23 protein-coding genes and 1 CRISPR repeat array are annotated in these 25,210 nt (G+C 51.7%); of the genes, 13 read left to right on the forward strand and 10 right to left on the reverse strand.

Annotated features, from left to right (window positions below):
* Positions 1-7 precede the first annotated feature (7 nt).
* The gene (locus NHAL_RS09410; RefSeq protein ID WP_013032912.1) at positions 8-1,276 is read left to right on the forward strand and encodes an alkaline phosphatase PhoX; all 1,269 of its coding nucleotides are present in this window, start codon (positions 8-10) and stop codon (positions 1,274-1,276) included.
* A 115-nt stretch (positions 1,277-1,391) separates the two neighbouring features.
* On the opposite strand, the gene NHAL_RS09415 is transcribed toward NHAL_RS09410, so the two are convergent.
* Positions 1,392-3,077: a hypothetical protein gene (locus NHAL_RS09415; protein WP_013032913.1), complete on the reverse strand. Its 1,686-nt coding sequence runs from the start codon at positions 3,075-3,077 to the stop codon at positions 1,392-1,394.
* A gap of 124 nt (positions 3,078-3,201) precedes the next feature.
* Between NHAL_RS09415 and NHAL_RS09420 the strand changes: the two genes are divergently transcribed.
* The 8 genes from NHAL_RS09420 (at position 3,202) to cas2 (ending at position 11,601) form a co-directional block, all read left to right on the forward strand.
* Complete coding sequence (locus NHAL_RS09420) at positions 3,202-3,669, forward strand: cell wall hydrolase (protein WP_013032914.1); 468 nt, start codon at positions 3,202-3,204, stop codon at positions 3,667-3,669.
* A 384-nt stretch (positions 3,670-4,053) separates the two neighbouring features.
* On the forward strand, positions 4,054-6,246 hold the full coding sequence (locus NHAL_RS09425; RefSeq protein ID WP_013032915.1) for a CRISPR-associated helicase/endonuclease Cas3: 2,193 nt from the start codon (positions 4,054-4,056) through the stop codon (positions 6,244-6,246).
* A 55-nt stretch (positions 6,247-6,301) separates the two neighbouring features.
* Positions 6,302-6,979: a type I-C CRISPR-associated protein Cas5c gene (cas5c, locus tag NHAL_RS09430; RefSeq protein ID WP_013032916.1), complete on the forward strand. Its 678-nt coding sequence runs from the start codon at positions 6,302-6,304 to the stop codon at positions 6,977-6,979.
* Positions 6,976-8,724 (forward strand): type I-C CRISPR-associated protein Cas8c/Csd1, encoded by a 1,749-nt coding sequence (gene cas8c / locus NHAL_RS09435; RefSeq protein ID WP_013032917.1) that lies wholly within the window; start codon positions 6,976-6,978, stop codon positions 8,722-8,724. The genes cas5c and cas8c overlap by 4 nt, the downstream gene beginning before the upstream one ends.
* A 14-nt stretch (positions 8,725-8,738) precedes the next feature.
* On the forward strand, positions 8,739-9,623 hold the full coding sequence (cas7c, locus tag NHAL_RS09440; RefSeq protein WP_013032918.1) for a type I-C CRISPR-associated protein Cas7/Csd2: 885 nt from the start codon (positions 8,739-8,741) through the stop codon (positions 9,621-9,623).
* 3 nt (positions 9,624-9,626) lie between these two features.
* On the forward strand, positions 9,627-10,277 hold the full coding sequence (cas4, locus tag NHAL_RS09445; RefSeq protein ID WP_013032919.1) for a CRISPR-associated protein Cas4: 651 nt from the start codon (positions 9,627-9,629) through the stop codon (positions 10,275-10,277).
* A complete protein-coding gene (cas1c, locus tag NHAL_RS09450; RefSeq protein WP_013032920.1) occupies positions 10,262-11,296 on the forward strand; it encodes a type I-C CRISPR-associated endonuclease Cas1c in 1,035 nt (344 codons plus the stop codon). Before cas4 ends, cas1c begins: the two co-directional genes overlap by 16 nt.
* A gap of 14 nt (positions 11,297-11,310) precedes the next feature.
* On the forward strand, positions 11,311-11,601 hold the full coding sequence (gene cas2 / locus NHAL_RS09455) for a CRISPR-associated endonuclease Cas2 (RefSeq protein ID WP_013032921.1): 291 nt from the start codon (positions 11,311-11,313) through the stop codon (positions 11,599-11,601).
* Positions 11,602-11,778: 177 nt separating this feature from the next.
* Positions 11,779-12,109: direct repeats of the CRISPR family, unit length 37 nt; unit sequence GCATCACCCGTCCTTCGGGGCGGGTGTGGATTGAAAC.
* 19 nt (positions 12,110-12,128) lie between these two features.
* Here the strand turns inward: cas2 and NHAL_RS09460 are convergent.
* The 4 genes from NHAL_RS09460 to atpD are packed head-to-tail and all read right to left on the reverse strand — an operon-like array spanning position 12,129 to position 15,480.
* A complete protein-coding gene (locus NHAL_RS09460; protein WP_013032922.1) occupies positions 12,129-13,358 on the reverse strand; it encodes a cation:proton antiporter in 1,230 nt (409 codons plus the stop codon).
* Positions 13,348-13,668, reverse strand: coding sequence for an AtpZ/AtpI family protein (locus NHAL_RS09465; protein WP_013032923.1), 321 nt, complete (start codon positions 13,666-13,668; stop codon positions 13,348-13,350). The genes NHAL_RS09460 and NHAL_RS09465 overlap by 11 nt, the downstream gene beginning before the upstream one ends.
* 4 nt (positions 13,669-13,672) lie before the next feature.
* Positions 13,673-14,071, reverse strand: coding sequence for a F0F1 ATP synthase subunit epsilon (locus tag NHAL_RS09470; protein WP_013032924.1), 399 nt, complete (start codon positions 14,069-14,071; stop codon positions 13,673-13,675).
* Positions 14,068-15,480, reverse strand: coding sequence for a F0F1 ATP synthase subunit beta (gene atpD, locus NHAL_RS09475; protein ID WP_013032925.1), 1,413 nt, complete (start codon positions 15,478-15,480; stop codon positions 14,068-14,070). The genes NHAL_RS09470 and atpD overlap by 4 nt, the downstream gene beginning before the upstream one ends.
* Positions 15,481-15,789: 309 nt before the next feature.
* Here atpD and NHAL_RS09480 point away from each other — a divergent pair, with 309 nt between their 5' ends.
* Positions 15,790-16,299, forward strand: a complete 510-nt coding sequence (locus tag NHAL_RS09480) for a hydrogenase maturation protease (protein ID WP_013032926.1) — start codon at positions 15,790-15,792, stop codon at positions 16,297-16,299.
* A 3-nt stretch (positions 16,300-16,302) separates the two neighbouring features.
* On the forward strand, positions 16,303-17,733 hold the full coding sequence (gene nhaA / locus NHAL_RS09485) for a Na+/H+ antiporter NhaA (protein ID WP_013032927.1): 1,431 nt from the start codon (positions 16,303-16,305) through the stop codon (positions 17,731-17,733).
* A gap of 27 nt (positions 17,734-17,760) precedes the next feature.
* Here the strand turns inward: nhaA and NHAL_RS09490 are convergent, their stop codons facing one another.
* The 5 genes from NHAL_RS09490 to polX form a co-directional block, all read right to left on the reverse strand.
* Positions 17,761-19,038, reverse strand: a complete 1,278-nt coding sequence (locus NHAL_RS09490) for an MFS transporter (RefSeq protein ID WP_013032928.1) — start codon at positions 19,036-19,038, stop codon at positions 17,761-17,763.
* 47 nt (positions 19,039-19,085) lie between these two features.
* Positions 19,086-20,300 carry a site-2 protease family protein gene (locus NHAL_RS09495; protein WP_013032929.1) on the reverse strand — a complete coding sequence of 405 codons (1,215 nt, stop codon included), beginning with the start codon at positions 20,298-20,300 and terminating at the stop codon, positions 19,086-19,088.
* A gap of 397 nt (positions 20,301-20,697) precedes the next feature.
* Positions 20,698-21,708 (reverse strand): hypothetical protein, encoded by a 1,011-nt coding sequence (locus NHAL_RS09500; protein ID WP_013032930.1) that lies wholly within the window; start codon positions 21,706-21,708, stop codon positions 20,698-20,700.
* A gap of 54 nt (positions 21,709-21,762) precedes the next feature.
* A complete protein-coding gene (locus NHAL_RS09505) occupies positions 21,763-22,095 on the reverse strand; it encodes a DNA-formamidopyrimidine glycosylase family protein (RefSeq protein WP_013032931.1) in 333 nt (110 codons plus the stop codon).
* 1 nt (position 22,096) lies between these two features.
* On the reverse strand, positions 22,097-23,818 hold the full coding sequence (gene polX, locus NHAL_RS09510) for a DNA polymerase/3'-5' exonuclease PolX (protein WP_013032932.1): 1,722 nt from the start codon (positions 23,816-23,818) through the stop codon (positions 22,097-22,099).
* 210 nt (positions 23,819-24,028) lie between these two features.
* On the opposite strand from polX, the gene NHAL_RS09515 reads away from it, so the two are divergent.
* Complete coding sequence (locus NHAL_RS09515; protein WP_013032933.1) at positions 24,029-24,394, forward strand: hypothetical protein; 366 nt, start codon at positions 24,029-24,031, stop codon at positions 24,392-24,394.
* 100 nt (positions 24,395-24,494) lie between these two features.
* On the forward strand, positions 24,495-24,887 hold the full coding sequence (locus NHAL_RS09520; RefSeq protein WP_013032934.1) for a hypothetical protein: 393 nt from the start codon (positions 24,495-24,497) through the stop codon (positions 24,885-24,887).
* Positions 24,888-25,210: the final 323 nt, after the last annotated feature.

Here is a 25,210-nt window from a genome sequence, read left to right on the forward strand (position 1 = left end):
AAATGGTATGACCCGGAACGCCGCCAACGACGCCGATATGTTCTCCTTCTTCCCATTGGAGAACCCCACCCACCTGATCTTCTGTATCGAGAATAGCCGCCCGGATGACGGGAGCAACGTTTCGATACAGGCCATCCACAAGGAAACGGGCCAAGTCACTGACGTGTTGTTTGGGATGGATCGCTGCGACGGTATCCGCACCACCCCCTGGGGTACGGTGCTCGCCACCGAGGAGACCGATGATGGCGCAGCCTATGAGCTCCTAAATCCTCTCTCCGGCAAGGTGTATTTCGTCATGGACCGGGGGGTGCCCGGTGGCCCAGCCATAATCGTCGACTATCAGGGCAACGACGCCTCGGATGGGGTAGTGAAGCGCACGGCTCTTGGCACGCTCGCCTGGGAAGGTCTTACGGTGCTGTCCTCTGGTGTCGTCTATTACGGTGACGAACTCCGGCCCGGGACGGATAGGGATGATGTCGACGGCGGCGCGTTGTTTAAGTTCGTGCCTGATGTGCCTAGGGTAGACGATGGGATCATCTTTGACTTGGAACACTCGCCGTTTGCCAGTGGACGAAATTACGCCTTTCGGGCTGACTGCCGCGAGGGTGAGCCGGCTTCCCTTCTGGTGGGCGAGGGCCAAAGCGGCAGCTTCCCGCAATTTGGTCAGGGTTGTGAAATTGGCAACGGCTCCTGGGTTCCCGTTTCGGCAGCCAACGCCCGGGTCGATGCCGATGCAAACGGGGCGACCGGCTACTACCGGCCGGAGGATCTCCACCGTGATCCGGTTTTCCAGGCACCGGAAGATTTCCCCGGTGCGGTCCGCTTCTGCTGGGCTAACACGGGCCGCGTGGAGGCCCAGAATTTCGCTGAGGTTATTTGCGGTGTTGATCTCCAGCCGCTGATGGCGGATGGGGATCGGGCGACGGTTGTTGTGAACCGCTTTGTCGAGGGGGACTCCGAATTCAATTCCATGGATAACCTTGCTTTTCAGCCGGTGACTGGCAACCTTTATGTCATTGAGGACGCAGCTAATGGTGACGTCTGGGCCTGCCTGCGGGATGGTGCCGATCGTGGCATCAAGACGGATGGGTGCGTGCGGGTCTTGTCGGTCAAAGATCAATCGGCGGAGCCCACCGGCTTCGAGTTCGATGCTTCGGGGACGACCGCCTTCTTGGCGATTCAGCACTCTGATCCCGATGTCCTCGGTGACACCGACGATATCATCAAGATCACCGGTTTCAAGGTGACAGGAAAGAACGGCAAAGACGACGACTAACCTCGATACCTGCGGGGTTTGATGTGGGGGGAGCCGCGAATGCGGCTCCCTTCATCTGGTCTGTTGTGGCGAAGCCTGCAAAATCAAATAACTGGCCCAACGGGCATGTTTGCTGCTAGTGGCCGGCTAAAAATACTTTGGCTTGTTGAAGGCGTTCCCGCTCTATCTCCGCTTGCATAGTGATCTCGACTAGTTTTTGATAGTAGTTAGCTGCTTTGTTGGAGTTTCCTCCCAACTCGGCGGCACGGCCAGCGCCATATAAGCTATTGAACCGATTGGGGCTCCGTTTCAAAGCGGCTTCATATTCTGCAAGCGCCTCTTTGGCATTCCCCATGATAAGCAGCATATCGGCAAGCAGTTCTCGGGCCGGTAAGATTTCTCCTGGTGTGACCGCTGCTTTCTCCGTGGAGGCTTCTTCTTCGGCGGCCTTGCGCATGATTCTTAGAGCCTCTTTGGGTTTGCCTTCTTCGTATCTCAGCCAGGCTGTCGCTGCCATACGCTGAATCTCAACTTGTTTGGCCCAATAGGCATTAGAATCGGTGGGTGTGATTTGTTTACCCAGGGAGACTAGCTTATCCAATGCCTTTCGCGCTGTGTGTGGGTCTCCGCTTCGTGCGGCTCCGAGTGCTTTGGCAAAATAAGTCATGGCTTCATAGGGAGCAAACCGCTTCTCCCAAGGGAAAGAACTGGGCTGTCGCGGTTGGAGGCAGGCAGCCTCCGCCCATTGCTGCCGTTCCAGGGCATAGCGGGCGGGGATGGCTGCTAATGCATAGGCGATTGCAGGCAAATTGAGGTGGAGAAAAGGCCCCTCTAGGGAAAGAACCTGGTCTCGAATTTCCTGTGCTTTTTTATCCTGGGCTCCTTGCAGATAGGCATAGGCTAGATAGTCCAGGGCATGGGGATAATGTAGCGAAATTGCGCCGTCACTGACGCTTTGTTTCCAGGCAACGGCGGCAGATTGCCGGTTCCCTTCAATGGATTCCTGCCACCGGCCGACGCGGGTGAAAATATGGGTCGGCATATGGAGCGCATGGGGAACTTGGGGGGCGATCTTCCCGTAATTTCTTGCTATTGCTAAGGCCTGATCAGCAAGCCCAGGAGAATCATAGGCATGAATAAGGTAGTGGTGGGCCCCCGGGTGATCCGGATTTTTAGCCAGTATCTTTTTCGCAATCGCTCCGGCCTCTCGCTGCTTTTGGTATGACTTATCCTCCGGGTGGGCAATAGCGGTGTGGGCGAGGGCATAAAAAGCGGCGGCCTCCAAGTCCTGCGGGAATTGTTGGTAAACCTGTTCCCATCCTTGCTCAAAGCTCATAAGGCGGGCTTCTTCGCTGCGTTTCCAGCCGTCTTTAAAGTAGGCTTCCAGGGCTGTGATATAGACTTGCTCACGCGGAGTTTTGGGGCCTCGGGCCTTGGCTTCACCAATAAGATTCCATCCTTTTTTTAGCTGCTCTGGTGTAGGGACATCCGGCCAGAGAGGATGAATGGAGGCCATGGCCATTCCCCAGTAACCCATGGCGCAGTCAGGATCAGCTTCTAAGGCTGCCGCAAATGCCTTTTGAGCGCCGGAATAAGTCATGTGATGGAGCAGTGCCACGCCTCGCTCCATTTGCTGGCTCGCTGTCTCATTGCAAGAAACCGGAAAGGAGACGGTGCCGAGCTGAGTCCCGTAAGTATCGATTCCTTGCACCGCTACAGGGAGCGTGTTTAGAGAAGTTGGCGGGTCAAGGGATAATTCGGCATGACCAGAGCCGGTAGCGAAAGCCAGCAGAATTGTAACTAGGGGTCCTCCATATCTCATAGTATCCTCCGTTTATATAGAGGCAGCTGCCGCAAGGGTGCTCTTGTGTTCAACAATCATTGTTGTCAAATATTTTTTTTCTTATATATTTAGATAATAACAATAAGATTTTGAAAAAATCAGTATGATCGTTTTGAGAACGACGGTTTTAATTACGCTTGTTTTATCCTTGGGGTGGGTAAAGCCATCCCAGGCGACAAACCTTAATGAGAAAGAAGTCCGTTGCTTGGCTCTCAATCTTTATTGGGAGGCCAGATCGGAAGGCCGCGAGGGAATGGTGGCCGTAGGTTGGGTAGTGCTGAACCGAATGGATGATAGTCGCTATCCGGCAACAGTTTGCTCGATTGTTTATCAAGGGGGGGAAAGTCCGCCTTGCGAATGGAACTGGTGGTGCGATGGCCGCAGTGACCGCCCACGGGAAAAGGAAGCTTGGAAGAAAGCCCAGAAAGTTGCCCAACTCTTGTTGACTCATCCGCCGCCTGATCCGACTCAGGGGGCGCTTTGGTATCACCATACTTCGACCAAAACGCCTCCCTGGTTGAGAAAGCGTAAGAGAACAGCGCTTATTGGTAAGCATGTTTTTTATCGTTAGTGTGCAGGCCTATTGGTTTTAAATTAGCTGCTAATTAGTTGTTAATGGCTAATTTCGTGGAGATTGAGATTTCCCCATTTTTCTCTTCAGGCCCGGACTAATTTTTGATATAGCCCCTTGGCATTCTTCGAATAATTTACAGTAAGCTCTCCTAAGTGACCTGTGAATTGACAGGCTCCCATTGCTACCTTCCATAATTATCGAGCGATTCCCTTGTCTTACTTGGGCCAGAATTTCTAAGGATTTCGATAATCTGTTGAATTTATAAAGTTTCTAATAGAAGGAATATTTCGGCCGACTACTTACAAATAAAATAAAAAAACTGCACTTTTTATAACTTTGAATAAATTGACTAGTAGGGACAAAAAAGTTTTTCTTGCTCATGTGCGTGAGACCCAGGCGGGGCACTGGGGAGAGCACGTCCTTGAAGAACACCTGCAAGCTGTGGCGCAGTTGGCCAATCAATTTGCGACCCCGTTTGGAAGCGGTGATTGGGCTTATCTTGCAGGCTTGTGGCATGATCTGGGGAAATACCGCCTGGCTTTCCAACATTATATCAGAAGTGCTTCTGGCTATGATCCGGATGCACATATCGAAGTACCCGGCAGGGTGGATCATTCCACTGTAGGAGCTCTCTATGCTTGCAAGCAGCTTGGTCCGGAAGGACGGATATTGGCCTACCTTATTGCCGGGCATCATGCCGGTTTGCCAGACTGGCAGAGTGTCGAAGCTGGGAGGAAAGCTTTGGCTCATCGACTTAGGCCTGAACAGCAGTCATTTCTAGATGAAGCTCTTAGCCAACCGATTCCCGAGGCTATCCTGCAAGTGGCTTCTCCTATTAGCCGGCCTAGGGGAAGAGATATTGCCTTGTGGATCCGAATGCTGTTTTCCTGTTTGGTAGATGCCGATTTCCTAGACACCGAGTCGTTCATGGATGGGGATAAGACCGCTGCGCGCAGCGGTTATCCGAGCTTGAGCGAGCTTTTGTCCTCCTTTGAATGCTATATAGAGGGGCTGCAAAAAGGCGCAAGAAGCACGCCCGTCAATCGATTGCGGGCTGAGATTCTAAATCGTTGTCGAGGGCAGGCAATTCAGCCGCCAGGGCTGTTTTCCCTAACCGTGCCTACCGGTGGAGGCAAGACTCTGTCTTCTCTGGCTTTCGCTCTTCATCATGCACGGGCCTATGACAAGCGGCGGATCATCTATGTCATTCCCTATACCAGCATTATCGAGCAGACAGCCAACGTATTTCGTCAGATTTTTGGCGATGCCGTGCTGGAACATCACAGCAATTTGGATTCGGATCATGAGGATGCCCGCAGCCGGCTGGCCTGCGAGAATTGGGATGCACCCATTGTCGTTACCACTTCTGTACAGTTTTTTGAATCCCTATTCGCCGCCCGGACCAGTCGCGTACGCAAACTGCACAATATCATTAACAGCGTGGTGGTGCTGGATGAAGTTCAGTTGTTACCACCAGACTTTTTAAAACCCATTCTTCATGCCATTAGGGAATTGGCCAAAAATTATCAAGTCAGCTTTATGCTTTGTACCGCCACCCAACCAGCTCTTGAATCGCGCCAGGGCTTCGACAGTTCCTTTGAAGGTTTGGAAGGGGTGCAGGAGATCATGGATGGCCCGCAGGCGCTGCATGAAGCCCTGCGCCGGGTCGAGGTGACGGTTCCCGATGATCTGCATGACAGCACTGCCTGGGAGGAATTGGCTGAAGAGCTGCACGGTTATGATTCCGTATTGTGCATTGTGGATCGTCGGGATGACTGCCGCACGCTACACCGTTTAATGCCCAGGGGTACCCTCCATTTGTCCGGTCTGATGTGTGGTCAACACCGATCTGAGGTGATTGCTGAAATCAAGCAGCGACTGAAGGCGGGAGAACCCGTCAGGGTAGTTAGCACCCAGTTAGTGGAGGCGGGTGTCGATGTGGATTTCCCAGTAGTTTACCGTGCTCTGGCAGGACTGGATTCCATCGCTCAGGCGGCCGGACGCTGTAATCGAGAGGGTTTATTGGAGGGCAAGGGCAAAGTAGTGGTGTTTATTCCACCGAAGCAGGCTCCCGTCGGACATCTGCGCCAAGCCCAGGATTGTGGACGGCAGATATTACAACAGCGTCCCCCTGATCCCCTAGCGCCTGAGCATTTTATCACTTATTTCCAGCAGTTGTATTGGAAAAAAGGGACAGAGGGTTTGGATCGCAAGGGCATTCTTAAGGATCTTAAACACAACGGGCAATTGCGCTTTCTTTTCAGCAGCGCAGCCGCCAAGTTCCGGCTAATCGATGAGACTCAGCAAGCTCCAGTGATCGTACGCTATGGGAAGGGAGTCGATTTGATTGAACAGCTACGTCACCTTGGGCCGAAGCGTTGGCTATTGCGCAAGCTTCAGCGCTATGTGGTCAACTTGCCTCGCTACCGACACCAACAATTGCTGAATCAGGGCGATATTCAGGAAATCCATCCAGGACTGTTCATTCAGGCTCATGATGGTTTGTACCACCAGGATCTAGGACTGCTCGGGGATGATCCTGCCTATTACGATCCTGATCAGTTGATTGTTTGAGGGATTATTGCTGATTTTTGTGTCGCTTAGACTTTCAAGATAAGGAGATCCATTAATGGACGATGCCAGAAAAAATGCCGTTTGCCTGCGGGTCTGGGGTGATAATGCTTGTTTTACCCGCCCGGAAATGAAGGTGGAGCGAGTCTCTTATGATGTGATGACCCCTTCCGCTGCTCGAGGAATCCTTGAAGCCATTCTCTGGAAGCCCGCCATTCGGTGGCAAGTAACCCGTATTGATGTGCTCAAACCCATTCGCTGGGAATCGGTGCGGCGTAATGAAGTGGAGACAGTGGTTTCCACCCGCAATGTTACGACTACGATGAGTAGTGGCAGAGGAGATCTTGGCCTCTATATAGAAGAGGCCCGCCAGCAACGAGCGGGGTTATTCTTGCGGGACGTGGACTATTTGATTCACGCTTGTTTTGAGCTAACCGATAAAGCTGGCCATGAGGACAATCACATAAAATTTGCCCAAATGTTCCGTCGCCGTGCAGAAAAAGGTCAATGTTTCAATCAGCCTTACTTGGGTTGCCGGGAATTTTCTGCCGCCTTCGAGCCTGTTGAGCAGGGGGAAGAATTGCCGGTGCCTATCTCAGAGAGCCGCGATTTGGGCTGGATGCTTTACGATTTGGATCATCTAGAAGCTGAGCCTAGGCCGTATTTTTTTCGGGCCATGATGGAGCAGGGAACTATCCGGGTGCCCGCCTGGGATAGCTCTGAGGTGATGGGATGATCTTGCAGGCGCTTAGTGAATATTACCAGCGCAAAACCCGTGAGGGTGGTAATGAACTGCCTCCGATAGGGTTCGAGAAGAAGGAGATTCCTTTCATTGTCGTGCTGGACGAAGAAGGGCGTTTTGTAGACTTGGAGGATACCCGGACGGGGAAGGGAAAAAAGAAAACCGGGCGGATATTTATTGTTCCTCAGGGGGAGAAGAGAACTTCAGGGATTCTGCCTAATTTATTATGGGATACTCTCGATTATGCGTTAGGCACGGTTAGTGCTGTAAAAGCTGAAAGACTTGAGGCTAACAAGCGGGAAAAGGAGCAACAGCGGGCAAAGGAAAAACGGGCGGCATTTATCCAACGTATTAAAGATACCTTTCCCGAGGTGGGTGCTGATAAGGGGATAAAGGCTGTATTGGCCTTTCTGGAAAAGGGCGATTTTCAATCTTTATATGCCCACTCTCTTTGGGATGACATTAATAGGAGCACGGGTAACCTCTCCTTTCGCCTGCAAAATAGTACGGAACTTATTTGCCAACGAAATGCTGTGCGGCGGGCTATCGTCGAGTGGGTGACAGAGCGCAAGAAACAACGCCAGCGTTGTCTGGTTAGCGGTGAGGTGGACAGCATCGCTCGAGTTCACCCTCCCATCAGAGGCGTTTGGGGGGGACAACCTTCAGGTGCGGATATCGTTTCTTTCAATCGGGATGCTTTCACGTCCTACGGTAAGCACCAAGGAATTAATGCACCGGTGGGCGAACGGGCTACCTTTGCCTACACTACCGCTTTGAATCATCTACTGCGCAAAGGATCGCGCCAGCGAATTCAGGTAGGGGATGCTTCCACTGTCTTTTGGGCGGCAAAGGATCATCCTTCAGAGGAGCAATTTGTAGCTTGGCTGGATCCCGACCCAGATGATCCAGATCGGGGCACAGAGGCTATTCGTGCTCTTTATGCCGCCCCTAAAAGCGGGGCCAAGCCAATTGATGAAGATAACACCCCTTTTTATGTGCTGGGCCTAGCCCCCAACGCCGCACGTATCGCCGTCCGCTTCTGGTATCCGGGCACCGTGGGCGAAGTAGCCCGGCATATACGCCAGCATTTCAATGATACCCATATCATCCATGCACCCCAGGAGCCGGAATTTCTGCCGTTATTCCGCTTGCTGAAGGCAAGCGCTTTACAGGGCAAAGTTGAAAATGTTCCTCCTAATTTGGCTGGCGATTTCATGAAGGCGATTCTGGTAGGTATGCCTTATCCGCGAACCTTGCTAGCGGCTGCTCTTCGCCGAGTTAGGGCGGAGCACCATATTACTTATCCTCGAGTTGCTTTGATTAAGGCAGTGTTAACCCGTAATGCCCGGTTATTTAATCATTCCCAACAGGAGGTCAATGTGGCTTTGGATTTGAAAAATTTGAACATCGGTTATCGGCTAGGACGGTTGTTCGCCGTGCTAGAACGAGCCCAGAAGCTCGCTCTCCCCAACGTTGAAGCCACTATCCGGGATCGTTTTTACAGCGCCGCTTCCTCAACGCCTAGGACGGCTTTTCCTCACCTGTTAAAGCTTAAGAACTACCACCTCGATAAGTTGGAAGAGGGACAAATCATTTGGTTGGAAAAATTGATGGGTGAAATCATGGACGGCATTGAATATTTTCCTGCCCATTTGAGTTTGGACGATCAAGGCCGCTTTGCTGTGGGTTATTACCACCAACGTCAGGCATTTTTCAATAAAAAGAATTTAGATAACTAACAGGGAGAGTAATCATGAGTAATCCTATCCAGAATCGCTATGAATTTGTTTTGCTATTCGATGTACAGGACGGCAATCCTAATGGCGACCCGGATGCAGGCAATTTGCCCCGTGTGGATCCGGAAACTGGTAATGGTTTGGTGACGGATGTCTGTCTGAAACGCAAGGTCCGCAATTATGTAGGAATTGCTCATGGGGAGCAGCCGCCCTTTGAGATCTATGTTAAAGAAAAGGCGATTCTAAACCATCAGCATGAACGGGCATACAAGGCTCTAGATATTGATCTTTCGGGTGATACGGGAAAACGTAAGGGCGGCGAAAATGTAGAGGTTGCCCGGCAGTGGATGTGCAAAAATTTCTATGATGTGCGCACCTTTGGTGCCGTCATGTCTACCGGTATCAACTGCGGTCAGGTCCGCGGCCCGGTGCAAATGAGCTTTGCCCGTAGTGTTAGCCCTGTAGTGCCGTTGGAGCACAGCATCACCCGCATGGCGGTAGCTACTGAAGCCGAAGCGGAGAAGCAGGGTGGGGATAACCGCACTATGGGGCGCAAGTTCACCATTCCCTATGCCCTCTATCGAGGGCATGGTTATATCTCTGCCCATCTGGCCAGGCAAACGGGGTTTTCCGAAGAGGATCTGGCGCTCCTATGGGAGGCGCTGACCAATATGTTCGAGCATGATCATTCTGCCGCTCGTCGGCAAATGTCGATGCGGGGATTGTATATTTTTAAACATGATAATGCCCTTGGCCATGCGCCTGCGCATGTGCTATTCGATGGCATCACGGTACAGCCTAGGGACGGCGTGAGTGTGCCGCGGGAATTCTCTGATTATCAAGTGACAGTGAACGACACTGGGCTTCCCCAGGGGGTAACTCTCCTGCGCCAAGTGGGCTGAGCTATGGACTACCCTGGCGATGATCTGGACGATGCGGTTCCCATCTCTGCCTTGCAGCACTACAGTTATTGTTCGCGGCAATGCGCCCTGATTCATATGGAGCAGACCTTTGACGAGAACCTCTATACGCTCCGAGGTCGGGCTGTGCATGAACAGGTGGATATGTCGGAAAGTCGGTTGGAAGAGGGCATGCGCATTGAACGTGCTCTGCCTCTTTATTCCCGGTGCGTGGGGTTGGTGGGGAAGGCGGATGTGGTGGAATTTGCTGTCGATGGTACGCCTTATCCGGTGGAATATAAGCACGGCCCGCGTCGGTCGAGTGAACATGACGATATCCAATTGGCGGCCCAGGCTCTGTGCCTGGAGGAGATGACCGGCCGGGAAGTGTCTGTCGGGGCTATCTATCACCATAGCTCCCGTCGGCGGCGTGAAGTCGCAATTACCCCTGCTCTGCGCGATAGGGTGAAATCGATGGTGCCAAAAATCCGGGATATGCTGCGGACTGGTCAATTACCTCCTCCGGTTGCCGACGAGCGCTGTCGGCATTGCTCTCTCAACGATTCCTGTCAGCCCCACGCCGTAGCGGCGAAGCAACGTTTGCATCGGTTGCATAGGGCTTTGTTCACGCCGGAGGATGAATGCGCCAGCTCTTAAATACTTTATTCGTCACTACTCCCAACGCCTATTTGCGTTTGGAAGGGGAAACACTGTGCGTGGAAGTGGAGCGGGAAAAGCGCCTGCAAGTGCCTCTCCATCATATTGGCAGTGTAGTGGCGTTCGGCGATGTCATGCTAACTCCTGCCGTCCTACGCCGCTGCGCCCAGGATGGACGAGGCGTGGTGTTGTTGGATCGGAATGGAGAGTTCAGTGCCCGGATAGAGGGACCTGTCAGCGGCAATATCCTGCTGCGTCAGGCCCAGCATGATGCCGCCGGTAATTCACTCACTGCATTGGGTATTGCCCGCGCCTGTGTTGTTGGCAAATTGCGGAACGCCCGCCAAATCCTGCTGAGGGGGGCTCGAGAAGCCAAAAATACTGAGGATACCCAGAGCCTGCAGCAGGCATCCCGGCTGTTGGCCAATCAGATCCGCAAGCTGCCGGAAGCAGTGGATCTAGATGCTGTACGGGGTTTGGAAGGGGATGGCGCCCGAATTTATTTCGCGGCCATTCCTTTACTGATTCGCGCTAATCAGCGTCAGGTGTTCAATTTTGAGCGCCGCAGTCGGCGGCCACCGTTAGACCGCTTCAATGCTTTGATTTCCTTTCTATATACACTTTTGGTAAATGATTGCCGTTCTGCCCTGGAAGGCGTGGGTTTAGATCCCCAACTGGGTTTTCTTCATGCAGTGCGCCCTGGCCGCCCTGCTTTGGCCTTGGATTTGATGGAAGAATTTCGCCCTATTATCGCGGACCGGTTGGCGCTTACCCTTATTAATCGTGGCCAGTTGACAGAACAGAATTTTGAATCACGGGTTGGGGGAGCCGTCTATCTCAATGAACAAGGCCGTAAGGTTGTGCTTACCGCTTATCAGCAACGCAAGCAGGAAGAATTGACCCACCCCTTGTTAGAACAAACCGTAGCAATTGGTTTACTGCCCCATGTTCAGGCGCGCTTATTGGCACGCACATTAAGGGGGGAAATGGAGGGCTACCTACCTTTTCTAAACCGTTAAGGAAAGTACAAGCTGTGTTAATTCTCGTGACTTATGACGTTTCCACAGAAACCCCTGCCGGCCGTCGGCGATTACGGCAAGTAGCCAAAGCCTGCTTAAATTATGGGCAGAGGGTACAAAAATCGGTATTTGAGTGCAAGGTTGATCAGGCTGGTTTAGAGGCGCTACAGCGTTATTTGTTGAAAATCATTTGCGAAGAGGAAGATAGCCTTCGCATTTATCGTTTAACCGAACCACTGGAACGAAATGTCCAAGAGTTCGGTAAATTTCGTGCAGTAGATTTTGAGGCTCCGCTAATTGTATAGCGCGAACCCTAAGTGGGCAATGAAAGGCTGGGAGGTTCGCGCATTATGTATGTTATTGAAATATATTGGATTAATGTATCTATAGTTGCACATTTCTGGGGCAAAGTGGATCAAAAAAGACCAGATCGCGCTATGCGTTTTGTGGAACCTGCAATATCATTATCTTGCGGCGACGCCGCATCACCCGTCCTTCGGGGCGGGTGTGGATTGAAACCCACGACCTCCAGCTCCCCCCTGCATCTGCCGCATGCATCACCCGTCCTTCGGGGCGGGTGTGGATTGAAACACGTATGATTTGCTGCGCTACGGGGTGAAGGTCAAGGCGCATCACCCGTCCTTCGGGGCGGGTGTGGATTGAAACTTCTATTGCTTCTCCTTTACGATTCCAGATCCCAGCGCATCACCCGTCCTTCGGGGCGGGTGTGGATTGAAACCCTCCACCACTCTAAGGCATAGTCATCCATGGAGGCGGCATCACCCGTCCTTCGGGGCGGGTGTGGATTGAAATACTCTTAAAGATAAGGCTCCTAGTTTGTTGGCTTTGATGAAACATCGGTTTGAGGCCAATGGCGGAGGAGATCGCGCAGCAGCCAGGGCGCAAGAATACAAGTGCCTGCCGTTACCAGCGCCATGCCCGCATAGACTTCGTTGGAAATTACGCCCATTTTATAGCCTTGGTGGGTAATAATCATGGCAATCTCTGCTCGGGGCACCATACTGACACTAATCAGTAGCGCACTGGTGGGTTGTGCGATGAGTAATGCGGGAATTCCTGCACCGATCACTTTCCCCAAAATCGCAGCCAACAAAAAGACATCCCCAAACCCGATTGCCTGGGTGAGAGCGGTGGGATCAATGTGGATGCCAATACCAATAAAAAAGAAAGGGGTAAAGAAACTATAGAGGTCTTGGAAGGACGCTTCGGTTTTTACTGCCACGGGATCTCGACTGAAGACAAGTCCTGCGAAAAGCGCGCCGATAGCCAAAGAAAAACCTAGCCAGTCGGCCATAGAGGCAATGAGGAATCCCAGGCCTGCGATGAGTAGCATGCGTTGAGGTCTTGAAGGTTCAAGATATCGAGCCAGATGGGAGAACCGGGGTTCCAGGTAGCGGGAAAAGAGGAGGCAAAAACTAAGAAAAAAAGCCAGTTTAAGGAGGAAAATGCCGCCAGTAAGACCGAGGGCTGGCCAGAAATCTTCTTGGCTCCCTTGCAGGACAGGGAGCAAGCTAATAAATAACAGGGCCATTAGCGCAATCCCGGAGAGGTCGTCCAATTCAGCGACATCAATCAGGACTTGCCCATTAGGGGAATTTATGGCTTGCTGCCAAGCAGAGACCGAAACGCCGACGCTGGTGGCCGTTAGCCCGGTGGCGACTACCAGTGAAGGAAGTAGTGGAAGCCCTAGTACGTAATAAGCACCGGCGTAGCCGAACAGGGCAGAGAGCGTGATATCACCTAACCAGATAAGGCTGGCCCGTGGCAATTTCTGCGCCAGTGCTCCCGGATGGCTTTTCAGCCCTACTTCGAAAAGTAAAGCCACCACGCCCATATCCGCAAGAAAAGCAAATGCATAGCGGACCGGTTCGGTGAGCAGGCCCCAGCGCAGATCGGCTAAGCGCAGTAAGAAACCTAATAAGAGGTAGCCCACTAAGGCGGGAATGCCCATGCGGGCAAAGAGGGATTTAATTAAAGCTGCTAGGACTACGGCAGTCCCTACCAGGGACACCCAGAGTGCATGGGGGACTTCAGTCCCCATTGCGCCGGCTTTCCTGTTTGACCCAATACCAAGCGTTTAAGCAGCCAATGATGATTCCCACAATGAGTAAATTCAGGGTCCAGGATACCTTGCTTGGCCAAGTCGCATCGATCCATATTCCTAGGGCTACCCCTATTAGGGTCGGTACGGCAACAGACCAGCCGACTAAGCCAAACATTCCCAGCCAGAACCAGGTAGGCGGGTTTTTTTCCTTTTTAGCCTGGATTTTTCGTTTTGCTTTACGGCCTACGTTTTTGCCAAAATGATTTTCAGGCGTAACCGGTTTTGGGTCTTCTTGATTTTCAGCCATAAGGTTATTCCTCCAGCTCCATAAAGCGGCGGATGACGCCGGCTTCCAGTCGGGCCAGGGCCGTTCGGGTGAGTCGCTCATACTCATCCAGATGCCGGAAATTTTCTTCAACAATGGCCTTTAAGTCTTCCAGATCAGTACTGCGAGCGCCATTGAGGACAGAGATCAACACTTCCTGACCACATTTCACTAAAGTCCCTTCATCAACAGCTAGGTAGTTTTCCCTTTTGTCCTCGGTGGTAAACACCAGGATGCCTGGCACCAGAGCAGCAACGAAATCAATATGTCGTGGTAGCAGACAAAAGGCGCCATTTCGGGCTTCGGCGATGACTTTACTGACGACTTCATCAACGAGAACTTCCGTGGGAAGCAGTACCTTCAGGTGCATCTTTTTTTCCGTCATGCTTTTGCCTTTTTGGCCTCCGCCTCTTCAATGGGGCCAATCATATAGAGGTCTTTTTCCCCATAGTCAGCAAACTTTCCAGCTAAGATATCCTCGCAGCCCGCAATGGTCTGCTCCAGAGGCACCATTTTCCCGGTATAGCCGGTAAACTGCTCGGTGGTGAAGAAGGGCTGTGTCAAAAAACGTTCCAGGCGACGGGCTTGGCTTACCGTTTGCCGATCCTTTTGAGACAGTTCCTCAATCCCTAGCATGGAAATGATGTCCTTGAGTTCTTCATACTCTGCCAGGGTGCGCCGTACCTCCTGGGCAACCTTGTAATGGCGCTTGCCGACTACCCCGGGGGTCAGCATTTTAGAGTCCGATTGCAGGGGGTCTATAGCCGGGTAAAATCCTTGGCTGGCCTTTTTACGAGACAGCACAATGGAAGCTGAGAGATGGGCAAAAGTATGGGTAGCAGAAGGATCGGTGAGATCATCAGCGGGAACATAAACCGCTTGAACTGAAGTAATGGAGCCACTGGCGGAGCTGCAGATCCGCTCTTCCAGCTCCGCCAATTCGGTTCCCAAAGTCGGTTGGTAGCCTACTCGGGAAGGAATCTTCCCCATGAGGCCAGAAACCTCGGTGCCCGACTGGATGAAGCGGAAGATGTTGTCGATAAGCAATAACACATTGCGCTTGGCAATGTCGCGGAAATATTCGGCCACGGTGAGCGCTGCATGACCCACTCGAAACCGGGCGCCAGGGGGTTCATTCATCTGGCCGAAGAGCATGATGGTATTGTCTAACACCCCCGCCTCTTTCATGTCCCGGTAAAGTTCTTCGGCTTCACGGCTGCGTTCGCCAATGCCACAAAAGAGACTAATCCCCTGGTAGCGTCCCACCATGTTATGAATCATTTCAGTAATGAGCACAGTTTTACCCACCCCAGCGCCCCCAAAGAGGCCCGCTTTGCCCCCTTCCTCCAGTGGCGCCAATAGGTCCACGGCTTTAATGCCGGTTTCAAAGATCTTGCGGGTAGTGACCCGTTGGGCCAGGGGGAGAGGGGTACGATGGATAGGCAGACGCTCGGAGGCATCCAGAGTCCCCTTATTGTCTATAGGGTCACCGAATACATTCAGCATTCGGCCTAACAGGGCTTCTCCTACCGGGATATCGAGCATTTTTCCCGTGTCAACCACTGAGGCGCCGCGAGCCAAACCCCGGGTAGTGGTCAAAGCAATGCAGCGAGCCCTATTGGCGCTAAGATGGGACTGGATCTCTAGAATAATATCCCCTTGGCCTCCTTTGGTCCGTAACTGGCGATAGCGGGGCGGTAGTCGGGAGAATTGAACATCGACCACATTTCCTCGTACGGCAACGACCTGCCCAGGGTTAAGGGTTGCTTCTTTTGGTGAGAATGGTTGCGACACGATTGACTCTTTATGTTGACAGAAGGGGTCACCAGGGTTCTGAAGGTTTCTCTAAGTAACTAGAATATATCCAAGGAACCGTTTATTCCAATTTAGCCTGGGTTCTGGGTAAGCGGGAGGCTATTGCCATGAGCCCATGTCGCTATCCAGTGCTGAAATGAGCTGATTCATGTGGCCCATAGGGGGGCAGGAAGTTCCCTCTGCCTTCGGACCCCTACAAGAACTTGAAAGAATGTCTACAATTATAATGAATTCATGTAATTACCAAGAATTGACAGCAGCTAAATTGGGTAGAAGATTTTTTGGATAATGGCAACACCAATACGCATTTGTGGGGTGGGTTCTCCCTTTGGGGATGATCAGATTGGTTGGCAGGCTATTGAGGCTCTAGAGCGGTCAAAAGTATTGGAGGTCCTACCTACTGGCATGGTCACGACCTGCCTTTGTGATCGCCCTGGTCCCCGGTTGTTAGAAATTTTAAAGGGGGCAGAACTAGGCATTATTATTGATGCCATGATGTCTGGTGCCACTCCTGGCACCCTTAAATGTGTCCAGTTCGACTCTCTTTCGGTGTTTGAAAGTCCTTATTCGACCCACGGCTTTGATTTGGCTTCCACCCTGGCTCTAGGGGCAGCCTTGGAGGAGTTGCCTCCCCAGCTCTTTATTTATGGCATTGAGATTGAAGCGCCCACGGTTAACTCACAAAACACTGTTTCTAACCCAGCTTTAGCAGCAGCAATACCAGAATTAATAAAGGCCATTGAGAACACTTTAAAAGTTTTTTGCCAACGCTTCTTTTTAAAGAAACAAAAAGGTTGATTAATGCCTGTTCCCCCGCGAGCCCGAGGCGAGGCCCATGTGCGGGCAGAGCTTTCGATGGTTACCCGCAAAATCTCCTTGCCTGTTCAACAATTTATCTATGCTGAACAGGCCAGTGGCTTGTCGCTGCTCATTGGGACAGTGGTCGCGTTGGTTTGGGTTAATTCACCTTGGGATCACGTTTATCGTCAGCTTTGGGAGACGGTGCTTACCATTGACCTGAATGTGTTTCAAATCTCCATGGATGCCCACCATTGGGTCAATGAAGGCCTCATGGTGTTATTTTTTTTCCTTATGGGCCTGGAGATCAAACGAGAGCTTGTGCATGGCCAGCTTTCTAACTGGCGCCAAGCTGCTTTACCTGCAATTGCCGCCTTAGGGGGAATGATTCTCCCCATCTTGATTTATTTGGTTTTCACTTGGAACAGCGAAGGAGCCAGAGGGTGGGGTATTCCCATGGCAACCGACATTGCGTTTGCCTTGGGATTGCTGGCATTGCTGGGAAGCCGAATTCCGAGGGAACTCAAAATTTTTCTGATTGCCTTTGCTATTGTGGATGATATAGGGGGAGTTTTGGTAATTGCCCTATTCTATACGGGAGAACTCTCCCTAGGGGCGATAGGGGTGGCGTTAGCTCTGATTGTTTTCTGGTTGGGGTTGCGGCAAATTGAGATACAAAATCGTGGTATTTATGCCTTCATCGCGATTTTATTTTGGCTTGCAGTGCTCAAATCGGGTATCCACCCCACCATCGCTGGAGTGATTATTGGCCTTCTCACGCCGACGCACCGCTATTATCAATATGGAGAGTTTACTTACTATGCAGGGCGCCTTGTTAAAGAGGCTCAAGAGGCTATCCAGCAGGGTGAGCATGAACGAACATCCATGTTACTCGGACAATTGGAAGAACTCACTCGATATACAGAAGAGTCAGTGGAGCGCTTGGAACGACTGATACGCCCCTGGGTGAGCTATTGTGTATTGCCTATTTTTGCGCTCGCGAATGCGGGGATTGTATTGTCACTGGAGGGCTTTGAAAAAGCATTGGAAAGTTCCGTAGCTCTAGGTATTTTGGTGGCACTGATAGTCGGTAAATATGTGGGTATTTTGGGGAGTAGCTGGCTAGCTATTCGTTTAAAGTGGGCGGCTTTACCTCCCCATGTGAGCTGGTCCCATATGAGTGGAGTCGCACTGCTAGGGGGCATAGGTTTTACCGTGGCCTTGTTTATCACCAGTTTAGCGTTTGAAGCTACTCCTTTGGTCAGTGAGGCTAAAATAGCTATTTTTATAGCTTCTATCGCAGCGGGTTTATTGGGTTATTTTTTCCTTTTCCTTTACGCGCCGAGACCTCCTCTCCAAGAACAGGAACTTGATGATAAGCAAAAAAAGACTGTTTGGGCTGTTATTTTGTCTTGGCTGTGTGCAAGGAAGTGATTCGGCTATTCATCGACGGTCTTATCCTTATTTTTTAGCGGATGGGACAGTCAGCATTAATATAAAACCGATGAGAAAAAAAATAACGATGGTGCTCATGCCAATCCGCTGACTGCCCGATAGGTAAGTCCCCCAACCTACCAAGAGGGGACCGAGAAAAGAGGTTACCTTACCGGAAAGAGCAAACAGGCCGAACATTTCATTCCGCAAGGATTCGGGGGCCGCGCGTGCCAGATAAGATCGGCTTGCGGCCTGTGCCGGGCCCACAAATATCCCCAGCAGAAGCCCGAAGCTCCAAAAGAGAGTTGAAGTTTCCACGACCAAGACCACGGTTGCCAGCAGGATCAAGCCGGTAAGGGACAGCAAGATGGTCTGTTTACTGCCAATCCAATCATCCACCCAGGCAAAAGCCGCAGCACCCAGGCCGGCGGTAATGTTCAGGGTAATCCCAAAGAGGAGAATTTCCTGTTCGTTCATATCGAAGGTCCCGGCGGCGTAGACGCCACCAAAAGCAAATAGGGTCGCTAGGCCGTCAATATAAAACATGCGCGCAATGAGAAAGCGCACAATATGGCTGTAACGGCGTACATGGCGAATGGAATCATAGAGTTGCCGCATTCCATCCCGCACCGCCCGCCATAGGGATTTGCCGGTGCCCCGGGTGTCTGGGGTGATGAGAAAGAGGGGTATGGCAAACACCAAATACCACACGGAGACTAATGGAAAGGTGGCGCGGACGGGCTCAGCGGAAGCGGGATCCAGCCCAAACCAATGGTTGCCTCCTTGGATAAAAGCAAGGAGGGCAATGATCAAGCAGACGACCCCGCCCGCATAGCCGATACTCCAGCCCCAGCCGGACCATCGCCCCACATACTTTGGTCCGGCCAATCCAGGTAGCATGGCATTGTAAAAGATGAAGGCAAACTCAGAACCCAGGGTGCCTAAGCCGACGAGTAGCAGCGCCAGCCAGGCATAACCAGGTGCCGGTTTGACAAGCCATAGGAGCGCCGTAGCCGTTACGCATAGTAGCGTGAAGAGGATAATCCAGGGTTTGCGCCGGCCTCCTTGGTCAGCTACAGCCCCTAAGATAGGTCCTCCGATGGCGATGGCAAGTCCGGCGATACTGAGCATGTAGCCCCATTGGGCGCTACCGAGGGTCTCGTTTTCTGCCACTTGCCGGGTGAAGTAGGCGGCGAACACAAACGTGGTAATCACGGCCGCAAAGGCGCTGTTGGCCCAGTCGTATAAAGCCCAGGAAACTAGGCCCGCTTTAGAGACGGGGGTTGAACGGGTGCGTTGTTCCATTATTGTTATTGTTTTTTGCCAATTCGAGACCAGTTCGGGTGCGGTTTTTATCCCGGAAAAGTCTGTTTGTTTTCCAACTCCTCAAGGTGCTGCTTGCCATAGACGGAGAGCCACTTGAGCAGGTCTTCCCGGCGAATAAGCCCGCAGATTTTGTCCTTTTCGACCACGGGCAGTTGATTCACATTGCGGTGGGCTAAGGTGAAAAGGGCCTCTGCTGCATCCTTTTCCGGTGAGGTGAGGGCGATTTCGCTTGCTGGCGTCATAATGTCACGAATAGTGGTGCTTGTCCAAGCTTCCCGGCTAATCTTGCGGAGATCGGAGAGACAAATCATACCGGCGAGACGGTTGTTTTCCTCCACAGGGAAAGCGCGCTGCTCGGTGCGCATCAGATGTTCGTCCACAAAAGCACTGACCTCCATTTCGGGGGTTACCTTGATAAAATCGGTCTGCATAATTTGAGATACTGGCACATCTTCCAGGACTTCCCGCACTAGCAGTTGCCGATAGCTGACAAGGGCGGCATTATTTAGGAACCATCCAATAAAGGCTAGCCACAACCCACCCACGAGACCGGTTCCAAAGAAAGGGACCTGAAAGCCCAATATCATGGCAAAGCCAGTGATAATAAGCATCCAAGCAAAGGCCTGACCGGCTCGGGAAGCCCAACGGGTTGCCTGCCGAAGACTGCCCGTGATTCCCCACATGATTGCCCGCAGAACCCGTCCCCCGTCCAAGGGAAACCCAGGGACTAAATTAAAAAGTCCTAGAATAATATTGACTGGGCCTAACCATAGTAACAATGTGGATAGGGGGCTTAAGGCTGCAAAAAGCTCCGCGGGATTTTCTGGTTCGACTTCCAGAGGGCCTGCAGTGAGTCCAGCTAGGGAGAGAAATATTAACCCGAGGAGGAGACTGGTGATGGGGCCGGCAATAGCCATCCAAAGTTCAGCGCGCCAGGCCTTCGGTTCACTTTCCAGTTGGGCGATACCGCCAAAGATAAAAAGGGTAATACGCTTGATTTCAATGCCATGGGCACGGCCTACTAGGGCATGGGAAAGTTCGTGGATAAAAACCGAGGCGAGAAAAAGCGTAGCTGCTGCAACAGCGGTCCCCCAGCTCACCCCTGGGCTCCAATCCGGGTGCCAGCGGGGAAAGACTCCCATCGCCAGGCTAAAGGTGAGCAACAAGAATATAATCGAGAGGCTCCAATCAAGGTAAATATTAATCCCAGCAATGCGGCCAATGCGAATTCCATTGGGCATCTTAAACCTCCTTTCTAATATCTAGATGTGTTGGGAGGGTATAGTGATACCAATTTAGTTAAAGAATGCAATTTATTGAGGCTTCAAATGCTTGTTTAGACTGAATCTATAGAATGCAAAATTACATGAAATTGGTATGACATTACCCCCTGAAATGTTTAGGTAAATACCCTAGCGAAAGTTTCGAGGGTTTTGTTTTCCTGGCCTCTCATTCCTCCTCTTAGTGCGCGTAGCGCACGCTACTTGTCGGCTTGTAGGGGAGCGCGAAAACGACCCCATTCCTCCCAAAATTTTTGCCGAGATACTTACTTCTTATGACCTACTTTTATACCTTTTGTTAATAGCTTAGTTCATTATCGATTTGCCGGGAGCGAATCGGGACATCCAAAGGATACCCTCAGGGCGCACTCGCTCCAAGGGGAGAATATTTCTTTGCAAGTTGGAGGTATTCCCTAGCCCGACGAGTCCATTTAGACCGCTGTCGGACCGGAGAGTCTTTCAGATGCCAGATGGCCAATTTGGCCCGGAGGGAGGCCCGGTAGCTCTTATAGAAGCGGATCAATTCTTCGGCAGGGTAGTCTTGGGTTGCGTGCCGGTAGGCATCAAAAACGATATCTCCCACAAAGGCGGCTTCGGCATGTTCGCATTCGATGGCTAAAAAACTGAGCTCGTCCACCGGGTCCAGGAGACGGAATTCCCGCTTGAACTCCAAGCAATCAATAAAAACTGGTTCGGGGGTGAGGCAAATATGTTCCGGCCGGAGGTCGCCATGGGCCTCGATGATTTTTTTTTGATTAACCCGCTGGTCGAACAGCTCAGGAGCTTGTTCTAGAAGGTGAAGCTGAGCCTGGGTAATGGCCATGACTTGAGCCAGGGGGAGTTCGAAGTCGGGGTGGGACAATTCCCGTTGGTTGGCCTTGATATCCCGTTCGAAGCGCTGCCGATACTGCCAGGGAGCGATGGGGATGGGTTCGGCATGGCGGTAAAAGTTTGCTAGTTTTTGGGTAAATCGGCGGATGTCTGTTTCTTGGACGGTCTGTTTTTGGAGTGCGTTATCGAGCATGCGATCCGCTGGCAGGCGACGCATCTGAACCAACCAGTCTACAGGGAGGCTGTCTTTTCCTAGCTGTAGGTTTCCTTGAGCATCTACGGTTAGAGGAATGATGCCAAGATAGACATCACCGGCTAGGCGGCGGTTTAATCGAACCTCTTCTAGGCAGTCCCGATGCCGGGCAGCGACAGTGCTGAAATCGAGAAACTCGTAACAGACCGGTTTTTTTAGCTTGTAGACCCGATGGGGAGTGATGAAGACCCAGGACATGTGGGTTTCCACCACCTCTACGCGGAGCGGCTGCTCCGGATAGTTTTCCGGTTGTCTTAAAAAGGCAACCTTGGCCTCAATATCCACGACTAGGATTCTCTCCCGGATGCTTTAGTCAGACATAAAATAGTTGAAAATCGATTAATTTTTAAAATTAAGGTAATAGCCATTTTGGAAGCCAATGAGTAAGCCCGTGTCAGGGGGGGAGTCTTTGCGGTGCTTAAAATATTGGAGGTAGCCGGTCATGCCGAAATGCAATACTAGCCAATCGCCATCGTCTAAGCTGACAAAAAGGTATTTCCCATGGCGTTGGGTCTCCTTCAATTGCCGCTTTTCTAAGCAATGTTGTAGGTGGCGTATCGAGAGATCCTTAAGGAGAACGGTTGCTTTGACGGATACACTATCAATAGTTTGGTGCAGGGCCGTGGCATCAAGATAGCGTTTGAAGGTTTCAACATCGGGTAATTCTGGCATCCTAGTTCCGTTTCAGCAGCTTTTTGAGCTCACTAAGGTGGCGCGTGTTCAGCACATCTTCAGGCTCTAACCATCCTCGGCGCGCCTGGCCAATCCCCAGCCGCATATAATCCAAGTGGGTAATATTATGGGCATCGGTGGAGATAACGACTTTCAGTCCTAAGTCCTTTGCTGTCTTGCAGTGAATATCGGTGAGATCAAGGCGGGCGGGTTGGGCATTGACCTCTAGGAAACAACCGCGCTCCTTGGCTCCTGTCATGATTCTTTCTAGGTCAATTGGGTAAGGTTCACGTTCATTGATGAGTCGGCCGGAAGGATGAGCCAGGATATTAAAGTAAGGATTATCCATGGCTCGCAGGATGCGTTCTGTTTGTTTCTTAGGGGGGAGGCCAAATTGGTAATGGATGGCACAGACCGTCAGGTCAAGTTCCTTGAGGATGGAATCGGGAAGATCAAGGGCGCCATCTTCCAGAATGTCTAGCTCGATGGATTTTAATAGAACAATACCGTCAAGTTTTTTATTGAGACGATCAATTTCTTTAATGTGGCGCGCGAGCTGCTTCTCATCCAAACCATGGGCCACAGAGACACGCTTGGAGTGATCGGTGATGGCCAAGTACTCATAGCCCCGCTCAGCAGCAGCTTGGGCCATTTCTTCTAGACTGTTACTGCCATCCGTGGCTTTGGTATGGCAATGGAGATCGCCACGAATATCCTCCAGGGTAATGAGTCGGGGCAAGGCGCCTTGTAATGCGGCCTCGATTTCCCCCCGATCCTCCCGCAGCTCCGGTTCAATGTAGGGAAGACCCACTTGCTCAAATATCTCTTGTTCGGTTTCCCCCGCCACCCGTTGCTCTCCTTTAAAGACGCCATATTCGTTGATTTTTAGATTTTTTTTGACGCCTATCTGACGCACGGCGATGTTATGGGCCTGGGAACCGGTGAAATAGTGCAGGGCGGCGCCATAACTGACTTGAGGTACCACCCGTAGGTCGACTTGGATTCCAGAGCGTAGGAGGACGGTAGCCCGGGTTTCCCCTTGGGAGAGTACCTTTTTTATTTCCTCATAGGTGACAAAACGCTCCATGACTGGGGATCCCCGCTTGCAGGTAACCAAAATATCTAGATCCCCTACCGTTTCTTTCCTGCGCCGGTAACTGCCGGCAACTTCAATGTCCTTGATCCCTGCAATGGTTTCGAGATAGGCAAGCAGCGGCTTTACAATGGACTCGGCTTGCAGCAGCGGGAAGCGCTTTTCACTGCTTGCAATACGTTCGATCCCCGCCTTGATTAAGTCTTCTGTTTTCTTGCCAAACCCCTCTAGTTCCCGGACTTTGCCCATGCGTATTACCCGTTTTAGATCTTCTAGGCTATCGACCTTGAGTTCCCGGTGCAGGGCAGCAATCCGCTTGGCGCCAAGGCCAGGGATCGCCATGAGCTTGCTGAGGGCCTCAGGGGTGCGCTGCTCGACCTCCTCTAGGAGTGGCAATCGACCTGTGTCCACAATGGTCCGAATCTTATCCGCCAGGTCGGAGCCAATGTGGGGTAGCTCAGTTAAATCTTTTCCTTCCTTAAGGAGGCTGGCAATGTTTTGGGAGAATCCTCCTACCGTGCGGGCTCCATTGCGGTAGGCGCGCACCCGGAAGGGATTGGCGCCTTCAATTTCAAGCAGATCGGCTAATGTATTAAAAATTTCAGCAATTTCAGTATTGTGTATAGTCATGAAAGCGGGTCTTGGCATCAAGCTAAGAAGAGGCTTTTGGTTGCTGGGGGAGTAGGGATATTACCTGTCTCCTATTTTGAAGATAGCAGATCTCAATTTTGGCTACCTGGGCGGCCTTGAACTACCGTCCCTATCTAACCTAAAAATTCCCTAGCGAATTGAAACTTCATTGTCTAGGCTCTCGATAAATAGGAATGAGGGAAGAATATTATGAATAGCAGAAGCACTGGGTTCCTCTTTGGCGGGATCTTGCTCATTGCGTTGGCGGCTTGTGGACAAGGAGAACAAAGTGCCCAGGAGCCCGTTGAAAGGGGCCCGGGAGAAGAGGCTGTAAAGGGCGCAATGGAACAGGGCGAAGCAGAGAAACTCAAGGTCGAGCCAGAAGAAGCCCCCCAAAGGACAACAGAGGAGGGGATGCCGGTATCCCCGGCTCAGGTGGACATTACGGAAGAAGTGGATGAAGCCGCCAAGGAGCCTGCCACTGCTGAAGGATTAACCACAAAAGAGGGTGTTCCGGTTTCGCCGATGCAGGTTGAGAGCACTGAAGAAGTAGAATCGGAGGAAGTAGAGCCCTAGGAGCGTGGGAAAAATTAAGATCAATCTGAACGTATTTTTTTATAGCTTGCTTTGAACTATCTTTTAAGTAAGTTCTAGTTTGAATTTAGGAGTAGCATCAATGAAACCACATCTTGTTGCGGCGAGTGTTTTAATTGCTCTGGTAGGGACTGTTGCTCAGGCGGAAGAAAGTGAGGAAGCGGCTGGATCAGGCGGTAGCCAAATGGAGGAACGCGGTGGTCATGGCGGCATGATGGGTGGCCAAGGAGAAGGCGGCGGTCGTGGCGGCATGATGGGCGGCCAGGGAGAAGGCGGCGGTCATGGTGGCATGATGGGCGGCCAGGGAGAAGGCGGCGGTCATGGTGGCATGATGGGCGGCCAAGGTCAAAGTGGGGGTCACAGCGACATGGGCTCTCATATGGAAAAAATGGAAACCCATATGACTGAAATGCGCAACCGCGTAAAGCGTATTGAAACGATGGTTGAGCAATTATTGGAGCAAGAAAAAGATTAACAGGCTACTGTCGGATCGTGCGTGGCACGCCCGCAGGGTGCGAGCCAGGGATGGCCTCCAGCAAATCTGCCGGTTGTTTAGCTGGTAGATAGCAAATAGATACCACCTTCCATATAGTTAGTATTTCCCATTTGAATTAGACCTTAGCGGCCTGGGGTCGGCGGGACCAGACACGCTGTCAATCCACCCCTTGCCGCCGACGGTCTGGCCGTCCTTATCCCAAGCCCAACGGGGTTTCCTCTAAATGAGAGCCGCTATAGAGTATCATGAGAGGAAAGGGGGCTGAAAGCTGGGAAATTGAGCCAACCCCCTAGGGGGGGTGG

Source organism: Nitrosococcus halophilus Nc 4 (assembly GCF_000024725.1).
Lineage (GTDB): Bacteria > Pseudomonadota > Gammaproteobacteria > Nitrosococcales > Nitrosococcaceae > Nitrosococcus > Nitrosococcus halophilus.

Excerpts from the sequence above, each read along its gene's own strand:
- NHAL_RS09470 (WP_013032924.1), bottom strand. The coding sequence starts at position 14,071 with ATGACGGAAAAAAAGATGCACCTGAAGGTACTGCTTCCCACGGAAGTT.
- cas5c (WP_013032916.1), top strand. The coding sequence starts at position 6,302 with ATGGACGATGCCAGAAAAAATGCCGTTTGCCTGCGGGTCTGGGGTGAT.
- cas7c (WP_013032918.1), top strand. The coding sequence starts at position 8,739 with ATGAGTAATCCTATCCAGAATCGCTATGAATTTGTTTTGCTATTCGAT.
- nhaA (WP_013032927.1), top strand. The coding sequence starts at position 16,303 with ATGCCTGTTCCCCCGCGAGCCCGAGGCGAGGCCCATGTGCGGGCAGAG.
- NHAL_RS09505 (WP_013032931.1), bottom strand. The coding sequence starts at position 22,095 with ATGCCAGAATTACCCGATGTTGAAACCTTCAAACGCTATCTTGATGCC.
- NHAL_RS09490 (WP_013032928.1), bottom strand. The coding sequence starts at position 19,038 with ATGGAACAACGCACCCGTTCAACCCCCGTCTCTAAAGCGGGCCTAGTT.
- cas8c (WP_013032917.1), top strand. The coding sequence starts at position 6,976 with ATGATCTTGCAGGCGCTTAGTGAATATTACCAGCGCAAAACCCGTGAG.
- polX (WP_013032932.1), bottom strand. The coding sequence starts at position 23,818 with ATGACTATACACAATACTGAAATTGCTGAAATTTTTAATACATTAGCC.
- NHAL_RS09410 (WP_013032912.1), top strand. The coding sequence starts at position 8 with ATGACCCGGAACGCCGCCAACGACGCCGATATGTTCTCCTTCTTCCCA.
- NHAL_RS09420 (WP_013032914.1), top strand. The coding sequence starts at position 3,202 with ATGATCGTTTTGAGAACGACGGTTTTAATTACGCTTGTTTTATCCTTG.
- NHAL_RS09520 (WP_013032934.1), top strand. The coding sequence starts at position 24,495 with ATGAAACCACATCTTGTTGCGGCGAGTGTTTTAATTGCTCTGGTAGGG.
- NHAL_RS09460 (WP_013032922.1), bottom strand. The coding sequence starts at position 13,358 with ATGGGGACTGAAGTCCCCCATGCACTCTGGGTGTCCCTGGTAGGGACT.
- NHAL_RS09515 (WP_013032933.1), top strand. The coding sequence starts at position 24,029 with ATGAATAGCAGAAGCACTGGGTTCCTCTTTGGCGGGATCTTGCTCATT.
- cas1c (WP_013032920.1), top strand. The coding sequence starts at position 10,262 with ATGCGCCAGCTCTTAAATACTTTATTCGTCACTACTCCCAACGCCTAT.
- NHAL_RS09480 (WP_013032926.1), top strand. The coding sequence starts at position 15,790 with ATGGCAACACCAATACGCATTTGTGGGGTGGGTTCTCCCTTTGGGGAT.
- NHAL_RS09465 (WP_013032923.1), bottom strand. The coding sequence starts at position 13,668 with ATGGCTGAAAATCAAGAAGACCCAAAACCGGTTACGCCTGAAAATCAT.
- cas4 (WP_013032919.1), top strand. The coding sequence starts at position 9,627 with ATGGACTACCCTGGCGATGATCTGGACGATGCGGTTCCCATCTCTGCC.
- NHAL_RS09415 (WP_013032913.1), bottom strand. The coding sequence starts at position 3,077 with ATGAGATATGGAGGACCCCTAGTTACAATTCTGCTGGCTTTCGCTACC.
- NHAL_RS09495 (WP_013032929.1), bottom strand. The coding sequence starts at position 20,300 with ATGCCCAATGGAATTCGCATTGGCCGCATTGCTGGGATTAATATTTAC.